The organism is Amycolatopsis sp. NPDC059235 (assembly GCF_042754125.1).
Lineage (GTDB): Bacteria > Actinomycetota > Actinomycetes > Mycobacteriales > Pseudonocardiaceae > Amycolatopsis > Amycolatopsis albidoflava.
This window is the reverse complement of sequence record NZ_JBHZAG010000010.1, coordinates 19,758-40,069: the sequence shown is the minus strand read 5'-3', so window position 1 is coordinate 40,069 and position 20,312 is coordinate 19,758. Positions and strand designations below refer to the sequence as shown.

Here is a 20,312-nt window from a genome sequence, read left to right as displayed (position 1 = left end):
TGTTTTTTGGTTTGGTTTTTATCGCCCCCCTGCGCTCCCCCCCCCCGGGTTGTTATTTTTTTTGTTCCCCCCAACCACCCCCCCCCCCTTTTTTTTTTATTTTCGCCAGTGATAATAAAACACCCACGACTACGCCGGTCGATCCCGTCGGGGATTCCAGGCTCTTCGCCGGGACGACACCTCAGAACTCCCGAGAGCTCGGCTCAGCCGCCCACGTACGACGGAGGCGCGTCCCAGCGAGCCTGGAGTGCTCCAGGGAACTTGTGCGGAGATAACTCGCGCGACTGCCGTCAGGAACCCTGGAGAAACCCCTCCTCAGCACGCTGATCAGCAGGTCAGCAAAACGCCGATAATGTACATTATGTCAAGTAAGCGACTTGGCGCGCTGCCCCGTCCGCCAAGACCGGTCACCACACCAGCGGACCGTCGATGTCGGAATACGTTCCGGTGGGCCCGTCCGTCCCCACCTGGGCCATCCGGACGATGATCTCCGCACCGACCTCAACCGGCTGTCCGCCGCGGCGGTCGTTGATGTCGGTGCTCGTGTAGCCAGGTTCGACGGCGTTGATCCGGATCTCCGGGAACGCCTTCGCGTACTGCACGGTCACCATGTTCACCGCGGCCTTCGACGCCGGGTACGCCACGCCGCGGTACGCGTGCTGATGCGTCGTCTCGTCCGTCATCCTGCCCAGCGACCCCAGCGCACTGCTGACGTTGACCACCACCGGCGCGGACGAACGTCGCAGGAGCGGCAGAAACGCGTGAAGCACCCGCACGACGCCGAAGACGTTGGTCTCGAACGTTTCCCGCATCAGATCGGCAGTCACCTCCGGTGCGCCGACCGGTTCCCCGTCGCTCCGCAGTTCGACGGCGATGCCCGCGTTGTTGACGAGGACGTCCAGTCCCCCGTCAGCCTCGACGGTTTTGGCCGCGGCGAGGACCGACGCCTCGTCGGTGACGTCGAGCTGAACGGTTCGCGCGCCGAGTTCCTCCGCGGCCCGTCGGCCTCGGGCGGCGTCGCGCGCGCCGAGGTAGACGGTGTGTCCGGCGGCAACCAGGCGGCGGGCGGTTTCGTAGCCGAGTCCTTTGGTGGCACCGGTAATGAGCGTTGTGGTCATGGCCGCGAAGGTAGGTGCTGGAGTGCGGACCAGGTCAAGAATCGGTGGCAGAATGGGTGCATGCCGCTGCCTCGGCCGACGACGCACGACTGGTCCCGTGATCACGATCCTGAGCACCTGCGGCTGATCCGCGAGAGCCCGGATCGGTACGCGCCGACCGGAGTGTGTCACCTGATTCTGGAGGTGCTCGCTTACGCCGCGGACGAGGCCGAGGATCGGGGCGCGGGCCGGGCGGTCGTCGAATTTCACCCGGACGGTTCGGTTTCGGTCTCGGACGACGGTCGCGGAACGCAGATGGCGGTCGGCGACGACGGGCGGCCGGTGCGGAAGCCGGTGATGGCGACGAAAGACTTCCGGTACTTCGATTCTCCGCCTGCCGCTCCCCTCCCGAACGGGCATCCGCGGTACGGGATGTCGGTGGTCTCGGCGCTGAGCGAGTGGCTGGTGCACACGAATCGCCGTGCGGAGGGCGCGTGGACGCAGCGGTATCGCCACGGCGTCCCGGCGGACGATCTCGTTGCGGTGCCGGCGGATGGCACTACCGGGACGACCGTTCGATTCCTTCCCGCTGCCGGCCTCAAAGCCGGCGTCTCCGCCGAGTCGCTGCGGCCGTTGGCAGAGCGGTTGAGCGGGGTGCTGGCGGTCGAGGTCTAGTCCACTCCCCTGGGCGGTCCTTGGCTGATGCGGCGCAGGGTGGGTTCGAGGCGGTCGAGGTCGCTGGTGGTGATCAGCTGCCGTTCGTCCCACCAGGTCGCGCCGGCCTCGGCGAGCGGGGCGATCAGGTCGCGGGCCCGGGCCGGGTCGCCTGGGGTGCGGCCGCCGACGACGAATTCGAACTGCTCCCCCGCGCCGTGTTTTCGGGCGTAGGAAACGACATCGCGGACGTCTTCCGCTGCCGGGACGACGCCGTGCGTGGCATTTTTGAACAGCGGTGCGATGCCGTCCCATCGTGCGGCGCGGCGGACCGGCCTGCGGTTGGGCCACACGGCGGCCAGCCAGACCGGCGGGCGCGGCTGCTGGACCGTGGCAGGCAGGAGGGTGACGTCGCGGACTTGGTAGTGCTTGCCGTCGTGGTTGACGGGGCTGCCGGACCAGTATCGGTCGAGCAGGCCGAGGCTTTCGTCGAGATGTTCGGCCAGGACGACCGGGTCGGTGGGTTCGCCGAAGCTGCCGAATTCGTCCTCGATCGGTCCGCCGAGGCCGGCGCCGAAGATGACGCGTCCGCCGCTGAGCGCGTCGAGGGTGGCGACCTGGCGGGCGAGGTGCTCGGGACGGCGGCGGGGCACGGCGGTGACCAGGGTGCCGATCTTGAGCGTGGAGGTCGCGAGCGCGGCCGCGGTCAGCAGCATCCAGGGGTCGCCGAAGGGCTGGCCGCGGCGGGTGTCCTTGTCGTGGACGACGTGGTCCCAGAGGAACAGCGCGTCCCAGCCTTCTTGTTCGGCGGCTGCCGCCACTCTCGCCACGGTCCGGGCGTCGGCGAAATCGCCGAAGTTCGGGATGTTGATCGAGAAGCGCATACGAGGCATGGTCCCGGCGAGCGGGCTGGTGCGGCAAGCGATTATGCGCTGGTGCCCGCTTCCTCCGAGGTGCGCGCCGCGTCGTGTTTGGCCCGTGCCACCGTGCTGATCGCGACGAGCGCGACGATCCCCACGACGCCCGCGAAGGTGATCGCCGACGGGCTGAGCCGCGCGTCGGGCAGCTGCAGGAAGAACGCGAACAGCGGCGAGAGCGTGAGCAGGACCGACGCGGTGATCGGCTCGGTGTGTTTGATGCCGACCTGCAGCAGGTACAGCGGCACCGCGACGCCGACGACCGCGATCACCAGGGACGGGAGGAATGCCGTCCCTACGCCGGGATGGTCGTTGAGCGCGACCAGCGTCCAGGTCACGGCGAGCATCAGGAAGAACCGCACCGCCAGCACCGATTGCGGTTTCAGGTTCGCCTCGCTGAGCCGTTTGGAGTAGATCACGTTCGTCACCGAGCCCAGTCCGGTGAGGAGGGTGAGCGCGATGCCGATCGCGGTGTCCGCGGCAGACTGTTCGCCCACCGCGCTGTGCCCGGTGAACGATCCCCAGACCAGCATCGCGATCATCACGCCGATGAACAGCGAGACGACGACCTCGGTGCGCAGCACTTTCGTCCCCGGCCGCAGCACGGGGCCGACCAGCACGGTCAGCAGCGGGCCGAGCGCGAGCCCCACCACGTTCACGATCGCCGGTTCGAGGAATTTCAGCGCGTACAGCATCGACAGCCACGTCACGGCGGTCGTCACGTTGATCATGATCACGTCGTAGCGGTGGTCCCGCAGCGGTCGCAGCGCTGCCGCCGGGCCGCGCCTGATCATGTCGCCGCCGAGGAAGAACACGGCGGCGAGCGTGAACGAGATGGCCGCGACCGTCGCGGGGTCGTGTGCTTGAAGCTGGTTGCCGGCGAAGACGTCGAGCGCGGCGGTGAGGAACGCGAAGCCGGTCAGGGGCACGAGGCCCTGAGCTAGCCGAGTTCGGGGAGTTTCGGGCACGGCAGGGTCCCCCAGGGTTGCGAAGCAGTCGTCGGATGCGGTCAAGGGAAGTGTCCAGGGCCTGACAAGCCGATAAGAGAAGCGACCGTTGACGCAAGTTGTGAATCGGTGGTTCACTTCTTGCCGTGGCCTACCGCAGAACGCCCAAGGTCCAGGAGCGTCTCGATGCGCTCCGGGACAGCATCCTCGACGCCACTGTGCGGCAGCTGGCCGAGCACGGCTATTCGGGCTGCTCGGTAGCCGCCGTCGCCGAGCGGGCGGGCGTTGCCGTGGGCACGGTGTACCGGCACTTCCCCACCAAGGCCGACCTGGTCGTGCGTGTCTTCCGGCAGGTCGTCTCGCGCGAGGTCGAGGCGGTGCGCTCGGCGGCGGCCGGACCGGCCGATCCCGTGGCCCGCGTCGTGGCCGTGTTCGAGACGTTCGCGGTGCGGGCGTTGAAAGCCCCGCGGCTGGCGTATGCGCTGCTGGCGGAGCCGGTGGACGCGGTGATCGACGCGGAGCGGCTCGAGTTCCGGCGGGTCTTCCGGGACGTCGTGGCTGAGCATGTCGCCGAAGGCGTACGGACCGGGGTGTTGCCCGCGCAGGACGCCGCGGTGAGCGCGGCGGCGTTGGTCGGCGCCGCGGCGGAAGTCTTGATCGGCCCGCTGACCAGCGGCGGGTCGGCGGAGGTCAGCGAGTTGAGCACGTTCGTCGTGCGGTCACTGGGAGGTTCGGATGCCCGCAACGCATGAGGTCGTCAATCAGGTTCCGCCGCTGGAGCACGACGTCGCCGCCGATCCGGCGCTGGCGGAGGCGGTCGGGCGCACCGAGGCGTCGTGGGTCGTCGGCGAGCTGCACGAGCTGGGGCGGCTGGCGGGCAGCGAGCAGGTGCAGGAGTGGAGCCGGCTGGTCAACGAGAACGAGCCGGTGCTGCGCACGCACGACCGGTTCGGCCACCGGATCGACGAGGTCGAGTTCCACCCGCATTGGCACGACCTGATGAACGTCGCGGTGTCGCACGGGCTGCAGGGCGCGCCGTGGCGGGACGAGCGGCCGGGGGCGCACGCTGCGCGCGCGGCGAAGTTCTATGTCTGGAGCCAGTCCGAGGCCGGGCACACCTGCCCGATTTCCATGACGTACGCGGCGGTTCCGGCGTTGCGTGCCAATCCTGAGCTGACCGAGAAGTACGAGCCGCTGCTGGCATCGACCGAGTACGACTTCGGGTTGCGCGAGCCGAGCACGAAACGCGGCCTGATCGCGGGCATGTCGATGACCGAGAAGCAGGGCGGTTCGGACGTCCGGGCGAACACCACCGCGGCGCGGCCTGCGGGCGACGGCAGCTATCGGCTGGTCGGGCACAAGTGGTTCACGAGCGCGCCGATGTCGGACATGTTCCTCACGCTCGCGCAGGCCCCCGGCGGGCTGTCGTGCTTCCTGCTCCCCCGCGTGCTTCCGGACGGAAGCCGGAACCCGATCCGGTTGCAGCGCTTGAAGGACAAGCTCGGCAACCGGTCGAACGCGTCGTCGGAGATCGAGTACGACGACGCGGTGGGCTGGCTCGTCGGCGAGGAGGGCCGCGGGGTCCGCACGATCATCGAGATGGTCAACAACACCCGGCTCGACTGCGCGCTCGGCAGTTCGTCGGGCATGCGGCTGGGCGCGGTCCGCGCGGTGCATCACGCGACGCACCGACACGCGTTCGGCAAGGCGCTCGTGGATCAGCCGCTGATGGCGAATGTGCTGGCAGACCTGGTGATCGAGGCGGAAGCGGCGGTGGCGGCGTCGATGCGGCTCGCGGCGGCGGGCGACCGGCGCGACGACGAGCAGGAGCAGGCGTTCCGCCGCCTCGGGCTCGCGGTGACCAAGTACTGGGTGTGCAAACGTGCGCCGATGCACGCGGCCGAGGCGCTGGAATGCTTTGGCGGCAACGGGTATGTCGAGGAATCGGGCATGCCGCGGCTGTACCGCGAGGCTCCGCTGATGTCCATCTGGGAGGGCTCGGGCAACGTCGCCGCGCTCGACGCGTTGCGCGCGATGGGACGGCAGCCGGAGTCGGTGGCGGCGTTCTTCGCCGAGGTCGAACAGGCCGCGGGCGGGGACGCGCGCCTCGACGACGCGGTCGACCGGCTCAAGAAGGATCTGTCCGATGTGGACGATCTGGAATTCAGGGCCCGCCGGGTAGTCGAGTCGATGGCGTTGGTGCTGCAGGGTTCGCTGCTCGTGCGGCACGCGCCGCGCGCGGTGGCGGACGCGTTCTGCGGCACGCGGTTCGGCGGCGACTGGGGCCTGGCTTTCGGCACTTTGCCCGCTGGAACCGACACTTCCGCGATCATCGCCCGCGCCCGCGTCTAGTCCGCGTGTTTCGCCGGACAGGGCGCGGCGGCGCGGGCTACTGTCCCTGCCCGTGACCGAACCTGTTTACGTAACCGAGACGCGGACCGCGTACGACACTGTCGCCGAGTCGTACGCCGAAATGCTGAAGGATTTCCTCGAGTCGAGCACGTGGGACCGGACGATGCTCGGCGCGTTCGCGGAGCTGACCGGCGAGGGCCCGGTGGGCGATCTGGGCTGCGGACCCGGCCGTCTCACCGGGTACGTCGCTTCGCTGGGGCTGGACGTTTTCGGCGTCGACCTCTCCCCCGCGATGATCGAGGTCGCCCGCCGGACGCATCCGCACCTGCGCTTCGAGGTCGGCTCCCTGGCCGCGCTCGACCTCGCCGACGGCTCGCTCGCCGGGGCGCTCGCGTGGTATTCGCTGATCCACACGCCGCCGGAGGAGCTTCCGGTGGTAGCCAAGGAACTCGCGCGGGTGCTGCGGCCCGGCGGCTGGCTGTTGACCGCGTTCCAGGTGGGCGAAAACCATCGCCGCCGCATCGAGAACGCCTACGGGCACGACATCGCGGCCGACGCGTACCGGCTCGACCCGGACTTCGTCGCGCAGTTGCTCGCCGACGCCGGGTTCGTGGTGGACGCGCGTCTGGTGCGGGAGCCGGGACCGAGCTTCGAAGCGACTCAGCAGGCGTACTTGATGGCCCGGAAGGAGGGCTGAGGAAAGTCCACTGGGGACGGAAGGGGGCAGGGACTTCTCCCTGTCCCCTTCAACATATAGCGCACCCCGGGGCTTGCGGCAAGGCCCGGGTGGTGCTCCACAATCGTCCGCCGGAGCCGCTGCCTGCGGAAAGACCGCGGGCGGAAACCGGCTCCGGTACAGGGGACGAGAAGTTCATGACGGACGTGATCGTGGTGGGGGCCGGGCCGGCGGGCGTGATGCTGGCCGCGGAGCTGCGGCTGCACGGGGTGCGCGTGGTCGTGCTGGAGAAGGAGGCGGAGCCGCCGAAGTACGTGCGCGCGCTGGGGATGCATTCGCGCAGCATGGAGGTGCTGGATCAGCGAGGGATGCTGGAGCCGTTCCTCGCCGAGGGCTCGACGCATCCGGTCGGGGGTTTCTTCGCCGGGATCCCGCGGCCCGCGCCGGAACGGCTGGACACTTCGCATCCGTATGTGCTGGGGCTTCCGCAGCCCATCACCGACCGGCTGCTGGCCGAGCACGCGGTGAAGGCGGGCGCGGAGATCCGGCGCGGATGCGAGGTTGTCGGGCTGAGCCAGGACGACGACGGGGTGACCGTCTCGCTGGCCGACGGCGGCGAACTGCGGGCGCGCTACCTCGTCGGCTGCGACGGCGGGCGGAGCACGGTGCGCAAGGTGCTCGGCGTCGCGTTCCCGGGCGAGCCCGCGCGGCGCGAGATTCTGCTGGGCGAGATGGAGGCGACCGCGGATCCCGCCGAAGTCGCCGCGCTGGTGATGGAAATCCGCAAGACCCAGTTGTGGTTCGGGGTCGGGCCGCTGCGCGACGGGATGTTCCGCGTGGTCGTGCCCGCGGCCGGCGTGGTCGAGGACCGGGAGGCGCGGACGCCGACGCTGGACGAGGTGAAACACCAGCTGCGGGAGTACGCCGGGACGGACTTCGGCGTCCACTCCCCTCGCTGGCTCTCGCGGTTCGGGGACGCGACCCGGCAGGCCGAGCACTACCGCGTCGGCCGGGTGCTGCTGGCCGGCGACGCGGCGCACGTCCACCCGCCGCTGGGCGGGCAGGGGCTCAACCTCGGGATCCAGGACGCGTTCAACCTCGGCTGGAAACTCGCCGCCGAGGTCAACGGCTGGGCCCCGGAGGGACTGCTGGACACCTACGAGGCCGAACGGCATCCGGTCGCGGACGCCGTGCTGGACAACGTCCGCGCGCAGGCGGTGGTGATGTCGCCCGATCCGGACGGGCGGGCGATGCGACGGCTGATGACCGAGCTGATGGGCTTCGAGGAGGTCAACCGGCTGCTGCTGGAGAAGGTGCTGGCGCTCGACATCCGCTACGACTTCGGCGACGGGCACCGGCTGCTCGGGCGCCGGATGCCGGACCTGGCGCTCAAGCGAGGACGGCTGTACGAGCTGATGCACCAGGGCCGCGGGCTGCTGCTGGACCAGAACGGGCAGCTGTCGACGGAGGGCTGGGCGGACCGGGTCGACCGCGTCGTGGACGTGAGCGAAGACCTCGACGTACCGGCCGCGCTGCTTCGGCCGGACGGGCACGTGGTCTGGACCGGTGAAGATCAGCGGGAATTGGAGATGCGGTTGTTGCACTGGTTCGGCCCACAGCGATGAGGACATAGCGGGTTTCCCGGCTGCCCTGGGGGTGCCGGGAAACCCGCTCGGGCGGCGGTCAGAGGTGCGGACCGCCCCAGCAGTCCTGTTTGCCCAGTCGCACGGACGTGTTGGTGTAGACCCCGTCCGCGATGGTGTCCTCCATGATCGACCGGTGGTCCGTGGGCCGCGGCCACTGATAGCACCAGTGCTGGGCCAGGTAGCCGCCCGCGGCCTGGATCGGGTCGAAGTCGCAGATGCCGTCGGTCTGGATGCAGTAGCGGATGGACCGGACGCCGGCGAAGTCCGGGCGGCCCGCGCCGAACGACACGTAGCCGCCGAACGGCGACGGCAGGCCGGTGCCCGGCGGGAGCGTCGAGCTGATCCCGGTTCCGGCCGGGCCGGGCGGCTGCATCGGGTCGGCGAACAGCTTCGCGCTGAACTTCGCCTTGTCCACGCCGAGCTGGCCGTCGGCGATGTCGTTGAGCACCATGTTCGCCACGATCGCGCCTTGGGAGTAGCCGACGACGGTGAACTCGGCGTTCGGGTTCTCGCGGTAGGCGTCCTGGACGACCTGGCGGCCCCGGTCGTGTCCGATCGCGACGCTCTGGTCCATCGGGGTCGGGTCGCAGTTCGGCGCGCCCGCCGCTCCGGCGGGATAGTCCACGACCCGAGCGATGCCGCCCCGCAGCCACTCCGGCTTGTAGACCGTCGCCTTCCCGTCGCAGGTGCCGCCGATCAGGATGTAGTAGTGCGCGCCGTCGGCGGACGCCGGCGCCGCGCTGGCGAATCCCGCGCTGAGCGTCGCGACGACAGCGCCGATCAGCGCGATCCTCCTGGCTTTCTTCACAATCGGGTCCCCTCCGCGTCGAATGTTCAGCGCGTTACTGAACGCATTCGGAAAGCTACGGAGAACCCATGAAATCCTGCTGAAAGCAAGATCGCCCCGCGCGCTGCCCGGATCGCCGAAGCCGCTGGTCAGGCCGCACAGGCAGCGGGGATGAGTCCACCGGATCGAGTGACCCGCGGGCCGCGCTCACCCTCGGCGTGCGCGACGGGCAGGGGGAACGTCGCGCAGGGGCGGTCCGGCGACCACGGTGGTTCAGCGGACGCGAGGCGTGAACTCGGCGAGATCCGGCAACGGCGGCACCTCCCGCGCGTACGCGTCCGCGGCCAGCACTCCCGTCGTGACCCGGGTCGCCGTGCGGTGGCCGAGTTCGTCGAGGATTTCCTGCTCGGTCCGGCCCCGGGCGAGCAGCAGCAGGAACGGGTCGGCGTCGAGCAGCCACGCGACCTGGAACGACAGCGCGGCGGCGTGCCGGCACGGGAGCTCCCAGCCGGGGCAGTCGCAGTCCGGGTCGAGGTCGCCGATGCCGGGCAGAAGCGGGACGACCTCGGCCAGCTCCGGGGGCAGGTGCCGGTCGAGCAGCGCGGCGAGGTGCCCGGAATGGTCGGCGGCGCGGTCCAGCAGCAGCTCCCAGTCCGTTGTGGACAGTTCGGCCAGGTGCACGCCGGTGCGGTACGGGCCGTCGTCGGCGTCCTCGGTGGTCGCGGTGATGCGGCCCGGGCTCACCGTGATCGGGCCGACCAGGCCCGCCGCGGCGTAGCTCCGGCCCTTCTTCAGCTGCCGCAGGTCGAGCGCGGTGTCCTCCATCGCCTGCAGCCACGCGCGGCCCCACCAGGTGCGGGCGAACGGGCCGCGGCCGGGGCGGGCGGGGAACGCGGGGAATCCGCGGACCCGGTCGGTCATCGCTGCCTCCGGAGGGTCACGAGCTCGGCCAGTTCGTCGTCGGTGAGTTCGGTGAGCGCGGCCTCGCCCGAGGCGAGCACCGCGTCGGCGAGCGCGCGTTTCTCTCGCAGCATCACCGCGATCCGGTCCTCGACCGTTCCTTCCGCCACCAGCCGGTGGACCTGCACCGGCCGGGTCTGCCCGATCCGGTACGCGCGGTCGGTCGCCTGGTCCTCGACCGCCGGGTTCCACCACCGGTCGTAGTGCACGACATGATCGGCGCGGGTGAGGGTCAGCCCGGTGCCCGCGGCCTTGAGCGACAACAGGAACACCGGCACCTCGCCGTTCTGGAAGCCGCGGACCAGCTCCTCCCGCCGCGCGACCGGGGTGCCGCCGTGCAGCAACTGCGACGGGATGCCGCGCGCGGCGAGGTGCCGTTCCAGCAGCCGCGCCATCACGACGTACTGGGTGAACACCAGCACCGCGCCGTCCTCGGAGAGGATCGTGTCGAGCAGTTCGTCGAGCAGCTCGAGTTTCCCGGACCGGCCGGCGAGCGCGCTGTCGTCCGGCTCGCCGAGATACTGCGCGGGGTGGTTGCAGATCTGCTTGAGCGCGGTGAGCAGCTTGACCACCCGGCCGCGGCGGGCCATGCCGTCGCTCGCGGAGATGTCCGCCATCAGCTCGCGCACAGTGGCCTCGTACAGCGACGCCTGCTCGGTCGTGAGCGACACCGGCCGGTCGGTCTCGGTCTTGGCGGGCAGCTCGGGCGCGATGCCCGGGTCGGATTTGCGACGGCGCAACAGGAACGGCCGCAGCAGCCGGGACAACTGCTCGGCGACCGCCGGGTCGGCGCCGGATTCGACCGGCTTCCCCCAGCGGCGGCGGAAATCGGCGAGCGGGCCGAGCAGACCCGGCGTGGTCCAGTCGAGGATCGCCCACAGCTCGGTGAGCGTGTTCTCCACCGGCGTGCCGGTGAGCGCGACTTTCGCCGCGGAAGGCAGCAGCCGCAACGCTTTCGCCGTGTCCGAGCGATGGTTCTTCACGTGCTGCGCCTCGTCGGCGACCAGCAGATCCCAGCCCACCTCGGCCAGCGGCGCGGGGTCGGCGCGCAGCGTGCCGTAGGTGGTGAGGACGAAGCCGCCGCCGAGCTCGTCCAGCGACCGCGAGGCGCCGTGGAACCGGCGCACCGCGACCCCGGGCGCGAACCGGCGGATCTCGGTTTCCCACGTGCCCAGCAGCGAAGCCGGGCACACGACGAGCGTCGGCCCGGCGCCGCGGTGCAGGTGCAGCGCGATGAGCGTGACGGTTTTGCCCAGCCCCATGTCGTCGGCGAGACAGCCGCCGAGACCCAGCCCGGTGACGGTGTCGAGCCACTGCAGGCCGCGCAGCTGGTAGTCGCGCAGGGTCGCGGCCAGCCCGGCCGGCTGCGGCACCGGCTCGGGATCGGCCGACAGCCGCGCGCGGAGGTCTTCCAGCCAGCCGTCGGTGCGGACGTCGACCAGATCGCCGTCCACCTCGGTGCGGCCGGTGAGCGCGACGCCGAGCGCCTCGATCGCGGTCAGCGGCTTGAGCGTGCGATTCCGGGCGCGGTCGGCGGTCTTGCTGTCCAGCAGCACCCACCGGTCCCGCAGCCGGACGACCGGACGCTGGGCCTCGGCGAGCGCGTCGAGTTCCGCGACGCTCAGCTCGCTGTCGCCCAGTGCGAGCTGCCAGTCGAACTGCAGCACCCGGTCGCCGCCGAAAAACGACCGCGCGTCGGACGGAGCGTCGCCCGGCCGGACGACCGCGCGCGCGGCCAGCCCGGTCAGCTCCGCGGGCCAGTGCACCGCCAATTCGGCGGCGTCGAGCGCGCCGGCGAGCAGCTCGGCGATCTCGCGGTCTCCCAACGCGACCGACGACGGAACCGCCGCGGACAGCAGCGGAGCCAGCGCGGGCCACACCTCCGCTCCGTGCCGCAATGCCAGCAGCACCTCGTGCCGCGCCTCCTGGCTCCCGGTGCGCCACAGCTCTTCCGCGTCGGCCAGCGGCTCGGTCCCGCCGTGCACCTGGACGACCGCGCGGAACCGGCCGCCCGCCAGATCGTCGGACTCGATCCGCAGCGACACGCGCAGCGCGGGCTCCACTCCGGCAACGTCGCCGAGGAACCGCATCAGCAGCGGATACGGCTCCGGCAACCGCGCCGGGTCGCCGGGGATCGGCGTCGCGTGGGCGTGCGGAGGCATCGCGTCGGCAAGACGCCGCAGCCACGCTTCCTCGGCCGGGTCGAGCGGTCCGGTCCACCCGGCCGACGCGAGTCGTTCCGCGGCTTCGGCGGCCAGCGCCCAGAACCGCGCGGACGGATCCGTGAGCCCGCGCAGCACCGGAACCGCCTCCGCGGTCGGCAACCGAAGCGCGGGCACCGTGCGCACCCCGTCCGGCAGCACGACCTCGACCGTGCCGGGCGCCCCGGGACCGTCCGGCTCCGCGCCGTCCGGTCTCCAGAACACGATCCGGCCCGGCTCCACCACTGCTGAATTCAGTGCTCCGCCCTCCCCTGGCTGGCCTGTCCGGGATAGTCTACCGGAAAACTCTGTACTGCGTACAAGGAGCGAAATGGACACCGAGGAGCCGGGCGATCCGCGGCGGACCATCGAACTGCTGTGGGGGGTGCCCGGTCCCCCGCGCCGCGGCCCGAAGCCGAAGCTGTCGGTCGAGCACGTGGTGGCGGCCGGGGTCCGGGTCGCGGACGCGGACGGGCTAGACGCGGTCACCATGCGCCGGATCGCCGACGAACTGGGCGTCGCGACGATGTCGCTCTACACCTACGTGCCCGGCCGCGACGAACTGCTGGAGCTGATGCTCGACCACGCGCACGGCGAACTTCCCGGCGAGCTGCCGGAAGGCTGGCGGGCCGGGCTCGCCGCGGTCGCCGAGGACCTCTGGCGGCTCTACCACCGGCATCCGTGGCTGCTGGAGATCCGCGTCGGCCGTCCGACGCTGGGCCCGCACACCTTCGCCAAGTACGAGCGCGAACTGGCCGCGATGGACGAACTCGACCTCGACGACGTCCAGCTCGACGCGATCGTCAGCCTGCTCAACGGATTGGTCGCGGGCGCGGCGCGCGGTTCGGTGGACGCGACCCGCGCCGCGCGGCGCAGCGGGATGACCGACTTCGACTGGTGGAACCGCTCCGCGCCGGTGCTGGCCGAGATCCCGGCGGCCGACCCGGCGCACTTCCCGCGCGCGAGCCGGGTCGGCACCACCGCCGGGCAGACCTACGGCGGGTCGTCGGATCCCGAGCACCATTTCCGGTTCGGGCTCGGCCGCATCCTCGACGGGATCGGGAAGCTCGCCGGAGCCTGAACGCGGGAAATTGTCGGTGCCGCGGTTTACCGTTCGGAGGGTGTCGGCGGAACTGGTTCGCCGGCCGGCCCAGGAAGGGAGTGTGCGGTGACCGGGGAGCACGACGTGGTCGAAGCCGCTGTCGCGCAGGCGTTCCGCGCCGAGTGGGGCTCCGTCGTGGCCACGCTCATCCGCGTCACCGGCGACTGGGACCTTGCCGAGGAATGCGCGCAGGACGCGTTCGCGCTCGCCGTGCGGACCTGGCCGCGCGACGGCGTTCCCGACCGCCCCGGAGCGTGGCTCACCACCGCCGCCCGCAACCGTGCGGTCGACCGGCTCCGGCGCGCGGCGGCGGGAGCGGACAAGCTCAGGGAGGTCGCGAGCCTGGCCGTCCCGGACGAACCGATCACTGTCCACAGTGGAGCCAACGGAGTCGGTGGAGACAGTGAAGCCAGCGGAGTCGAGGACGACCGGCTGCGGCTCATTTTCACCTGCTGCCACCCCGCGCTCGCCTTCGAAGCACAGGTCGCGCTGGCGCTGCGCACGCTCGTCGGGCTCAGCACCGCGGAGATCGCCCGCGCGTTCCTGGTGTCCGAATCGACGATGTCGCAGCGCCTCGTCCGGGTGAAACGCAAAATCCGCGCCGCCGGGATCCCGTACCGGGTGCCGCCCGCCCATCTGCTGCCCGAGCGCACCGCCGCGGTGCTCGGCGTGCTGTACCTGTTGTTCAACGAGGGCTACTCGGCCAGCGATGGCGACGATCTCCAGCGCCCCGACCTGGCGGGCGAAGCGATCCGGCTGGCCCGGCTGCTGTGCACTCTGATGCCGGACGAACCCGAGGCCACCGGTCTCCTCGCGCTCCTTCTGCTGCACCACGCCCGCCGCAGCACGCGAAACACGCCCGACGGCGAACTGATCCCGCTCGACGAACAAGACCGGAGCAGGTGGGACACCGCCGCGATCGCCGAGGGCACCGCGCTGCTCGAAGGCGCGCTGCGGCGGCGCAGTCCCGGGCCGTACCAGGTGCAAGCCGCGATCGCCGCCTGTCATGCCGCCGCCGCGCGCGCCGAGGACACCGACTGGGCGCAGATCGCCGGGCTCTACCTCGAACTGCGGCGTTTCCGGCCGGGTCCGGTGGTCGAGCTGAACCGCGCGGTCGCGGTCGGGATGGCCGCCGGGCCGGAAGCCGGGCTCGCCCTCGCCGACCGGCTCACCGAAGACCTGGCGGGCTACCACCTGCTGCCCGCCACCCGCGCGGACTTCCTCCGCCGCCTCGGCCGCGCCGAAGAAGCCCAGGTCGCGTACACCGAAGCGCTCGCGCTGGCCCGCACCGGAGCCGAACGCAGCTACCTCCGGAGAAGACTTTCGGAAATTTCTTCGCCCGAGGTGTCTGTCTCGGCCTCCTCCGTTCGTCGGGAAGGCAAACCGACCCCGGAAGGACAGCCATGATCACGAAAACCCTTCGAGTGCCCGGCGCGGAACTCCACTACGACGTCGCGGGCTCCGGACCGCTACTGCTCCTCGTGCCCGGCGGACCCGCGGACGCCACCGCGTTCACCGCCCTGCGCCCGTTCCTCACCGATCGCTACACCGTCGTCACCTTCGACCCGCGCGGCATCTCGCGCAGCCGCACCACCGAACTCGACGACGACTTGGTCGGCCAGCACGCCGAGGACGTGCAGCGGCTGCTCACCGAACTGGACGGCGGACCGGTCTCCGTGCTGGCCAACAGCGGCGGCGCGATCACCATGCTCGAACACGCCACCCGCTACTCCGGCGCGGTGCGGGCGCTCGTCGCGCACGAACCGCCCGTCAGCCGCTATCTCGGCGAACTGCTGGCCGATTTCCCGGACATCCCGGCGATCTACCGGCAGCAGGGCATCGACGCGGCCGTCGGTGCGTTCATGGCCGCCAGCGGATTCGAGATCCCGCCGCCGCCGGAGCACCCCACCGCCGAGGAAATCGAGCAGGGCAAGCAGATGCGCGGCAACTTCGAGGTGTTCTTCGGCAAGCTGATGGGCGCGATCGGCGCCTGGGAACCCGACCTCGAAGCACTCGCCGCCGCGGACACCCGGATCGTCGTCGCGGTGGGCGACGCGATCGGGACCCCGGCGTACGAGGCAGGCGTCGGACTCGCCCGCGCGCTGGGCAGCGAGCCCGTCCGGTTCCCGGGAGACCACGCCGGATTCGCCGCCGAACCCGAGGCGTTCGCTGCTCGCCTCGCCGAAACTCTCACCGAGGAGAACTCATGCGCTACCTCCTGATGATCGCCGGGTCCGAAGCACCCACCGAGGAACAGCTCGCGATCGGCTGCGGCGGCTGGTCCGAAGACCTGGTGGAACGCGGCATCCTCGTCGGCGGCGGAGGCCTGCACCCGCCCGCGACAGCCACCACGGTGCGCGTGCGCGACGGCGACGTCCTGCTCAGCGACGGGCCGTTCGCCGAGACCAAGGACCAGATCGGCGGCTACGCCGTGCTCGAATGCGCCGACCTCGACGAGGCCGTCGAGCACGCGTCCCGGCATCCGGCCGCCACCTACGGAACGATCGAAGTACGCCCGCTCCTCGGCTGAGGCGCGGCCCCCGAACCGGAAGGAATCCCATGCCCGCCATTGTGGACAGAAACGAGCAGCGCTACGTCGGCTACCGCGCGACGGTCGGATTCGACGGCATGGCCGCCGTCGCGCACCGGATCGCCGCGATCGTCGGCGCGCTCGCCGAACGCGGCCTCGAACCCGCCTGCGCGCCGTTCCTCCGTTACCTGGTGCTCGGCACGGACATGCAGACCGTCACCGTCGAGGCCGGAGTCCCGGTCGCGGACGCCGTCGACCTCGGCGACGACTACTTCAACGCCGTCCTGCCGGCCGGGAAATACGCCCAGGCCACCCACCACGGCGCGCCGGACGGGCTCTTCGCCGCCATCGCGGACCTGCTCGCCTGGGGCGAGAAGGAGGACGTGCGCTGGGACCGCACCGTCGAAGCCGACGGCGAGCACTGGACCGCCCGGCTCGAGATCTACCGCACCAACCCGCAGGCGGAGCCGGACCCGAACAACTGGGACACCGACCTCTGCTTCCGGCTCGCCGACTGACCGGCCGGTGGCCCGGGGTCAGGCGCCCCGGGTCACCAAAGCGCCGACGAGACACCCGAACCCGGCCGCCGACGCCACCGTCCGCACCGTGTTCCACCGCACCCACGGCTCCTCGAACTGGGCCCGCAGCGCGGCGAAGTCGACCGAGTCCACGGCGAGGGCGTTGTTCATCGGCACGTTGATCGCGCCGGTCACGATCACCGTCGCCACCAGAAGCACCGCACCCGCGATGAGCCACGGCAACCCGCCCCGCGCACCGCTCGTGAAGTGCAGGACCACCGCCGCGACCGCGAGCAGCGGCGCGCCCAGGAACGACAGCATGAACCAGCCGTTCACGATGACGTCGTTGATCCGGCGCATCGCGGTCACGAACGTGTGGTCGTCGGCCTGGGCGAGGCCGGGCATCACCGACACCGTGTACGCGTAGAACAACCCCGCGATCAGCCCCGCCGCGACCACTGCCGCCACGAGAACCGCCTTCGAAACGATCACCATCGTCGTGCCTTCCGTTTTGTCCCCCAGTACGCCCCCAGTCAACCCAAAGCTCGCGAGACGATCCATCGGTTATCCGCTCGGAACCATGCGCGATCGTCTCAGCAGGAGACACCCATGCAGCACACCCTTCCGAACGGCGTCACGCTCGGCGCCGAGCACTTCGGCGACCCGGCCGACCCGCTGGTCCTGCTCGCCGGCGGCCCCACGATGCTGTCGTGGCCGGACGCCCTGTGCGAAGCCCTCGCTCGCGGCGGACGGCACGTCGTGCGCTACGACCTCCGCGACTCAGGCGCCTCGACCACCCTCGATCCGGACGCCCCGGCTTACACGCTGCGCGACCTCGCCGCCGACGCCGACGCTCTCGCCCGGGAGCTCGACGATCGGCCCGCGCACCTGGGCGGGATCGGGGTCAGCGGGATGGTCGCCCAAGTCGCCGCCCTCGACCACCCGTCCGCTTTCTCCGCCCTGACGCTGTACGGAACGCGCCCCGTCGCGCCAGGCCCCGTCGACGCCGATCTGCCTGATCACGACACGCAGACCATGCACAAGGTCTTCGCGCTGCCGATGATCGACTGGTCAGGCCGGGCCGCCGTCGCCGAACGCGCCGCCGTCAGCGCCGAGATCCTCGGCAACGACCCCGACGAGGCCCGAACCGTCGCTGAACGCATTTTCGACCGGGCGGCCAGCACGGAATCGGCGGTGCAGCTGGCGAATCAGCTGGGCATGGTGTTCTCCAAGCTCGACTGCACGCCGCGGTGGCGCGAACGCCTGCCGGAACTCGCGATCCCGACGGTTGTGCTGCACGGCCGGAGGGACGCGTTCTTCCCGGTCGGCAACGGGGAAGCGCTCGCCCGCGAAATCCCCGGCGCGCGGCTGGTCGTCGTGGAGGATGCCGCGAGCGCGATTCCGGACGCTGCCGTCGAGAAGATCGCGGCGGCGATGCTCGCTGCCTGAGCGGTCACCGGTGTTCGGTGCGGTGCCAGCGCCCGGGGTTGCTGGTTGGCGGTTGCGCTGTCGCACTACGACGATGCGGAGCCGCAGCCCAGAAAGGCGGGCCGCGGACTGCGCGCGGCGGCAATCTCACTCCACGGCGCTGCCCAGCGATCCCCGCCAGCCCGAAACCCCCGAACCGACCAGTTTTCCCTTGCCGCAGCGCTATTCTCAGCGTCGTGGACCCGCTCACCGCGTTGCTCGAAGGACCCCGCGCGCACGGCGCGTTCCTGCTCCGGTCCGTCCTGCGCCCGCCGTGGTCGTTGCGGATCGAGGACGAAGCGCCGCTGACCGTGCTCGCCGTGGTGCGCGGCGACGCCTGGCTGGCGCCGGACAACACCGAAGCCGTGCACCTGGACGCGGGCGACGTGGCAGTCATCCGAGGCCCCGAGCCGTACCTCGTCGCCGACGATCCGGGGACGCCGCCGCAAGCGGTGATCCGGCCGGGGCAGGAGTGCGTCACCCCGGACGGCGGGCATCTCACCGACCTGACCGAGTTCGGCGTCCGCACCTGGGGCGGCGACGCCGACGGTCCGACGATGCTGCTCACCGGGACCTACCCGACCGTCGGCGAGGTCTCGCGACGGTTGCTCGCCGCGGTGCCGGGCGTCGTCACCGCGCGCGCCGGGACCAGCCCGGATCCGCTCGTCACGATGCTCGCCGGCGAGATCGAGCGCGACGTCCCCGGGCAGGAAGCGGTCCTCGACCGGCTGCTGGACCTCCTGCTCGTCCGCGTCCTGCGCGAATGGCTCGACCGCCCGGCCGCGCCCGCCTGGTACCGCGCGCACGGCGACCCGGTGGCCGGACACGCGCTGCGTCTCCTGCAGGACCAGCCCGAGCATCCGTGGACCGTTGCCGGTCTGGCCAGCGCGACCGGGGTTTCCCGCGCCGCGCTCGCCCGGCGCTTCACCGACGCCGTAGGCGAGCCGCCGATGACCTACCTCGCCACCTGGCGGCTCGCCCTCGCCGCCGATCTCCTGCGGCAGCAACCCGACGCGACGCTCACCGCGATCGCCCGGCAGGTCGGCTACCGCAGCCCCTTCACGCTGAGCACCGCGTTCAAACGGGAGTACGGGCGCAGCCCGCAGCACTACCGCCTGCGCGAACCCGCCTGAACACCAAGTGCCGACGCGAGTCACCGCTGCGGACGGCACCGCGACCCGAACCAGTCCCCGCACACCGGCGAGCGCCCACGAAGACCACAGGTCGCCGGAAACGCGATGGGGCCGGTGCCACCCGGCTGAGTCAGTCCTCCTCCCCGGACATCTTCGCGAACAGGTGCCGCACCTTTTCCGCCGCGCCGTCGGACATGAACAGCTCCAGGTTGTCCGCCGACATCTGCGCGGCCGGTTCGGCGCGGTCGAACATCGCCTCCTCGAACTTCCGCACGTCGCCGCCCTGAGCGAGAACCAGGGCAAGCTCGGCGCCGTCCCGCATCGCGAGGTTCGCGCCCTGTCCGGCGAACGGCGACATCAGGTGCGCCGCGTCCCCGATCAGCGTCACGCCCGGCGCGTGGTCCCACCGCAGCCCGACCGGCAGCGCGGTCAGCGGATACACCAGCACCGGACCGGACGACGCGTCCAGCAACGCCAGGAACTCCTCCGGCCACCCGGCGTAGAGCTCCTTCAGCGCGACGCGCGCACGATCCGGGTCGTCGAACGGGATCCCCGAGGTCTCCTGCCAGTCCTCGGCGCACCGCAGGGTCAGGTGGACGCGGATCGTGCCGTCTCCGTTGCGCTGCGCGGAAAGCGTCTGCTGATCCCCAATCGAGGAAAACCCGCCGCGCCCGACCAGCGCCGACGCGGCCGGGTGCGCTCGGTCCGCGTCGTGGATGACCAGCTCCAACCCGTGCGCGCCGCAGTACGCCGGTTCCGCATCGGTGAACAGCGGGCGGATTCTCGACCGGGCGCCGTCCGCGCCGACGAGGAAATCGGACTCCAGGGTTCCGCCGTCGGACAGGTGCACGCGGTGCCGTCCGTCGCCGAGCGGCTCCGCGCGAGTCACCGCGTGTCCCCAATGGACAGTCCCCTCGGGAAGCGCGTCGAGCAGCAGTTTCCGCAGCGCCGGGCGGTCCGCCTCAGGACGGCCCCAGCGCGCTTCGCCCTCGTCCGGGGTGATTTCCCGCCGCAGCAAGGTTCCCGCGGAGTCGTAGAGGACCATGTCCTGCCCCTCGGGCCGGGCGATCTCGCGGTAGCCGGCCTCCAGACCGGCCTCGCGCAGCGCCCACTGGCCCTCGTCGACCGTCAGGTCCAGCGTGCCGCCCTGTACTCGCGCCTCCGGGCCGGCGTCCCGTTCGCAGACCACGGCATCGACGCCGTGCGCCCTCAGCACCGCGGCACAGGTGAGCCCGCCAAGCCCGCCCCCAGCGATGACGATTCGCATGATGACATCCCCTCGATACACTGTATTGACTGAATACACCGTATCGGAAGTGCCCCGG

General features: G+C 71.1%; 20 protein-coding genes. 12 read left to right on the top strand and 8 right to left on the bottom strand.

The window, feature by feature from the left end; translation table 11 throughout:
• Nucleotides 1-407: 407 nt before the first annotated feature.
• Nucleotides 408-1,118, bottom strand: coding sequence for an SDR family NAD(P)-dependent oxidoreductase (locus ACFXI3_RS09600; protein ID WP_378399201.1), 711 nt, complete (start codon nucleotides 1,116-1,118; stop codon nucleotides 408-410).
• Between the two features lie 60 nt (nucleotides 1,119-1,178).
• Here ACFXI3_RS09600 and ACFXI3_RS09595 point away from each other — a divergent pair, with 60 nt between their 5' ends.
• Nucleotides 1,179-1,772 (top strand): hypothetical protein, encoded by a 594-nt coding sequence (locus ACFXI3_RS09595; protein ID WP_378399200.1) that lies wholly within the window; start codon nucleotides 1,179-1,181, stop codon nucleotides 1,770-1,772.
• On the opposite strand, the gene ACFXI3_RS09590 is transcribed toward ACFXI3_RS09595, so the two are convergent.
• Both ACFXI3_RS09590 and ACFXI3_RS09585 read right to left on the bottom strand, forming a co-directional pair.
• Entirely contained in the window at nucleotides 1,769-2,635 is an 867-nt protein-coding gene (locus ACFXI3_RS09590) for an LLM class flavin-dependent oxidoreductase (RefSeq protein WP_378399199.1), read from the bottom strand. The genes ACFXI3_RS09595 and ACFXI3_RS09590 overlap by 4 nt on opposite strands.
• A gap of 41 nt (nucleotides 2,636-2,676) precedes the next feature.
• A complete protein-coding gene (locus tag ACFXI3_RS09585) occupies nucleotides 2,677-3,636 on the bottom strand; it encodes an EamA family transporter (RefSeq protein ID WP_378399198.1) in 960 nt (319 codons plus the stop codon).
• Between the two features lie 125 nt (nucleotides 3,637-3,761).
• On the opposite strand from ACFXI3_RS09585, the gene ACFXI3_RS09580 reads away from it, so the two are divergent.
• The 4 genes from ACFXI3_RS09580 (at nucleotide 3,762) to rox (ending at nucleotide 8,268) form a co-directional block, all read left to right on the top strand.
• Nucleotides 3,762-4,367 carry a TetR/AcrR family transcriptional regulator gene (locus ACFXI3_RS09580; RefSeq protein WP_344275151.1) on the top strand — a complete coding sequence of 202 codons (606 nt, stop codon included), beginning with the start codon at nucleotides 3,762-3,764 and terminating at the stop codon, nucleotides 4,365-4,367.
• Complete coding sequence (locus tag ACFXI3_RS09575) at nucleotides 4,351-5,967, top strand: acyl-CoA dehydrogenase family protein (protein ID WP_378399197.1); 1,617 nt, start codon at nucleotides 4,351-4,353, stop codon at nucleotides 5,965-5,967. Before ACFXI3_RS09580 ends, ACFXI3_RS09575 begins: the two co-directional genes overlap by 17 nt.
• A 52-nt stretch (nucleotides 5,968-6,019) precedes the next feature.
• Nucleotides 6,020-6,664 (top strand): class I SAM-dependent DNA methyltransferase, encoded by a 645-nt coding sequence (locus tag ACFXI3_RS09570; RefSeq protein ID WP_378399196.1) that lies wholly within the window; start codon nucleotides 6,020-6,022, stop codon nucleotides 6,662-6,664.
• Between the two features lie 176 nt (nucleotides 6,665-6,840).
• Complete coding sequence (gene rox / locus ACFXI3_RS09565) at nucleotides 6,841-8,268, top strand: rifampin monooxygenase (protein WP_378399195.1); 1,428 nt, start codon at nucleotides 6,841-6,843, stop codon at nucleotides 8,266-8,268.
• A gap of 58 nt (nucleotides 8,269-8,326) precedes the next feature.
• Here rox and ACFXI3_RS09560 read toward each other — a convergent pair whose 3' ends face one another.
• From ACFXI3_RS09560 to ACFXI3_RS09550, 3 genes are all read right to left on the bottom strand, one after another.
• The gene (locus ACFXI3_RS09560) at nucleotides 8,327-9,097 is read right to left on the bottom strand and encodes a PE-PPE domain-containing protein (RefSeq protein WP_378399194.1); all 771 of its coding nucleotides are present in this window, start codon (nucleotides 9,095-9,097) and stop codon (nucleotides 8,327-8,329) included.
• Nucleotides 9,098-9,349: 252 nt separating this feature from the next.
• Nucleotides 9,350-9,997, bottom strand: a complete 648-nt coding sequence (locus ACFXI3_RS09555) for an SWIM zinc finger family protein (protein WP_344275166.1) — start codon at nucleotides 9,995-9,997, stop codon at nucleotides 9,350-9,352.
• Nucleotides 9,994-12,462: a DEAD/DEAH box helicase gene (locus ACFXI3_RS09550; RefSeq protein ID WP_378399193.1), complete on the bottom strand. Its 2,469-nt coding sequence runs from the start codon at nucleotides 12,460-12,462 to the stop codon at nucleotides 9,994-9,996. Before ACFXI3_RS09550 ends, ACFXI3_RS09555 begins: the two co-directional genes overlap by 4 nt.
• Before the next feature lie 106 nt (nucleotides 12,463-12,568).
• Here ACFXI3_RS09550 and ACFXI3_RS09545 point away from each other — a divergent pair, with 106 nt between their 5' ends.
• The 5 genes from ACFXI3_RS09545 to ACFXI3_RS09525 all read left to right on the top strand — a co-directional run bounded on the left by ACFXI3_RS09545 (nucleotide 12,569) and on the right by ACFXI3_RS09525 (nucleotide 16,387).
• Nucleotides 12,569-13,318, top strand: coding sequence for a TetR/AcrR family transcriptional regulator (locus tag ACFXI3_RS09545; RefSeq protein WP_378399192.1), 750 nt, complete (start codon nucleotides 12,569-12,571; stop codon nucleotides 13,316-13,318).
• Nucleotides 13,319-13,405: 87 nt separating this feature from the next.
• Entirely contained in the window at nucleotides 13,406-14,746 is a 1,341-nt protein-coding gene (locus ACFXI3_RS09540; RefSeq protein WP_378399191.1) for an RNA polymerase sigma factor, read from the top strand.
• On the top strand, nucleotides 14,743-15,561 hold the full coding sequence (locus tag ACFXI3_RS09535; RefSeq protein WP_378399190.1) for an alpha/beta fold hydrolase: 819 nt from the start codon (nucleotides 14,743-14,745) through the stop codon (nucleotides 15,559-15,561). The genes ACFXI3_RS09540 and ACFXI3_RS09535 overlap by 4 nt, the downstream gene beginning before the upstream one ends.
• Entirely contained in the window at nucleotides 15,546-15,869 is a 324-nt protein-coding gene (locus ACFXI3_RS09530; protein ID WP_344275181.1) for a YciI family protein, read from the top strand. The genes ACFXI3_RS09535 and ACFXI3_RS09530 overlap by 16 nt, the downstream gene beginning before the upstream one ends.
• A 29-nt stretch (nucleotides 15,870-15,898) precedes the next feature.
• Entirely contained in the window at nucleotides 15,899-16,387 is a 489-nt protein-coding gene (locus ACFXI3_RS09525; protein WP_378399189.1) for a GyrI-like domain-containing protein, read from the top strand.
• 18 nt (nucleotides 16,388-16,405) lie between these two features.
• Here the strand turns inward: ACFXI3_RS09525 and ACFXI3_RS09520 are convergent, their stop codons facing one another.
• Nucleotides 16,406-16,882 carry an anthrone oxygenase family protein gene (locus tag ACFXI3_RS09520; RefSeq protein ID WP_344275186.1) on the bottom strand — a complete coding sequence of 159 codons (477 nt, stop codon included), beginning with the start codon at nucleotides 16,880-16,882 and terminating at the stop codon, nucleotides 16,406-16,408.
• Between the two features lie 114 nt (nucleotides 16,883-16,996).
• Between ACFXI3_RS09520 and ACFXI3_RS09515 the strand changes: the two genes are divergently transcribed.
• A complete protein-coding gene (locus ACFXI3_RS09515; RefSeq protein WP_378399188.1) occupies nucleotides 16,997-17,836 on the top strand; it encodes an alpha/beta fold hydrolase in 840 nt (279 codons plus the stop codon).
• Between the two features lie 215 nt (nucleotides 17,837-18,051).
• Nucleotides 18,052-18,987, top strand: coding sequence for an AraC family transcriptional regulator (locus ACFXI3_RS09510; RefSeq protein ID WP_378399187.1), 936 nt, complete (start codon nucleotides 18,052-18,054; stop codon nucleotides 18,985-18,987).
• 130 nt (nucleotides 18,988-19,117) lie between these two features.
• Here ACFXI3_RS09510 and ACFXI3_RS09505 read toward each other — a convergent pair whose 3' ends face one another.
• Nucleotides 19,118-20,254, bottom strand: a complete 1,137-nt coding sequence (locus ACFXI3_RS09505) for an FAD-dependent oxidoreductase (protein WP_378399186.1) — start codon at nucleotides 20,252-20,254, stop codon at nucleotides 19,118-19,120.
• Between the last annotated feature and the right edge of the window lie 58 nt (nucleotides 20,255-20,312).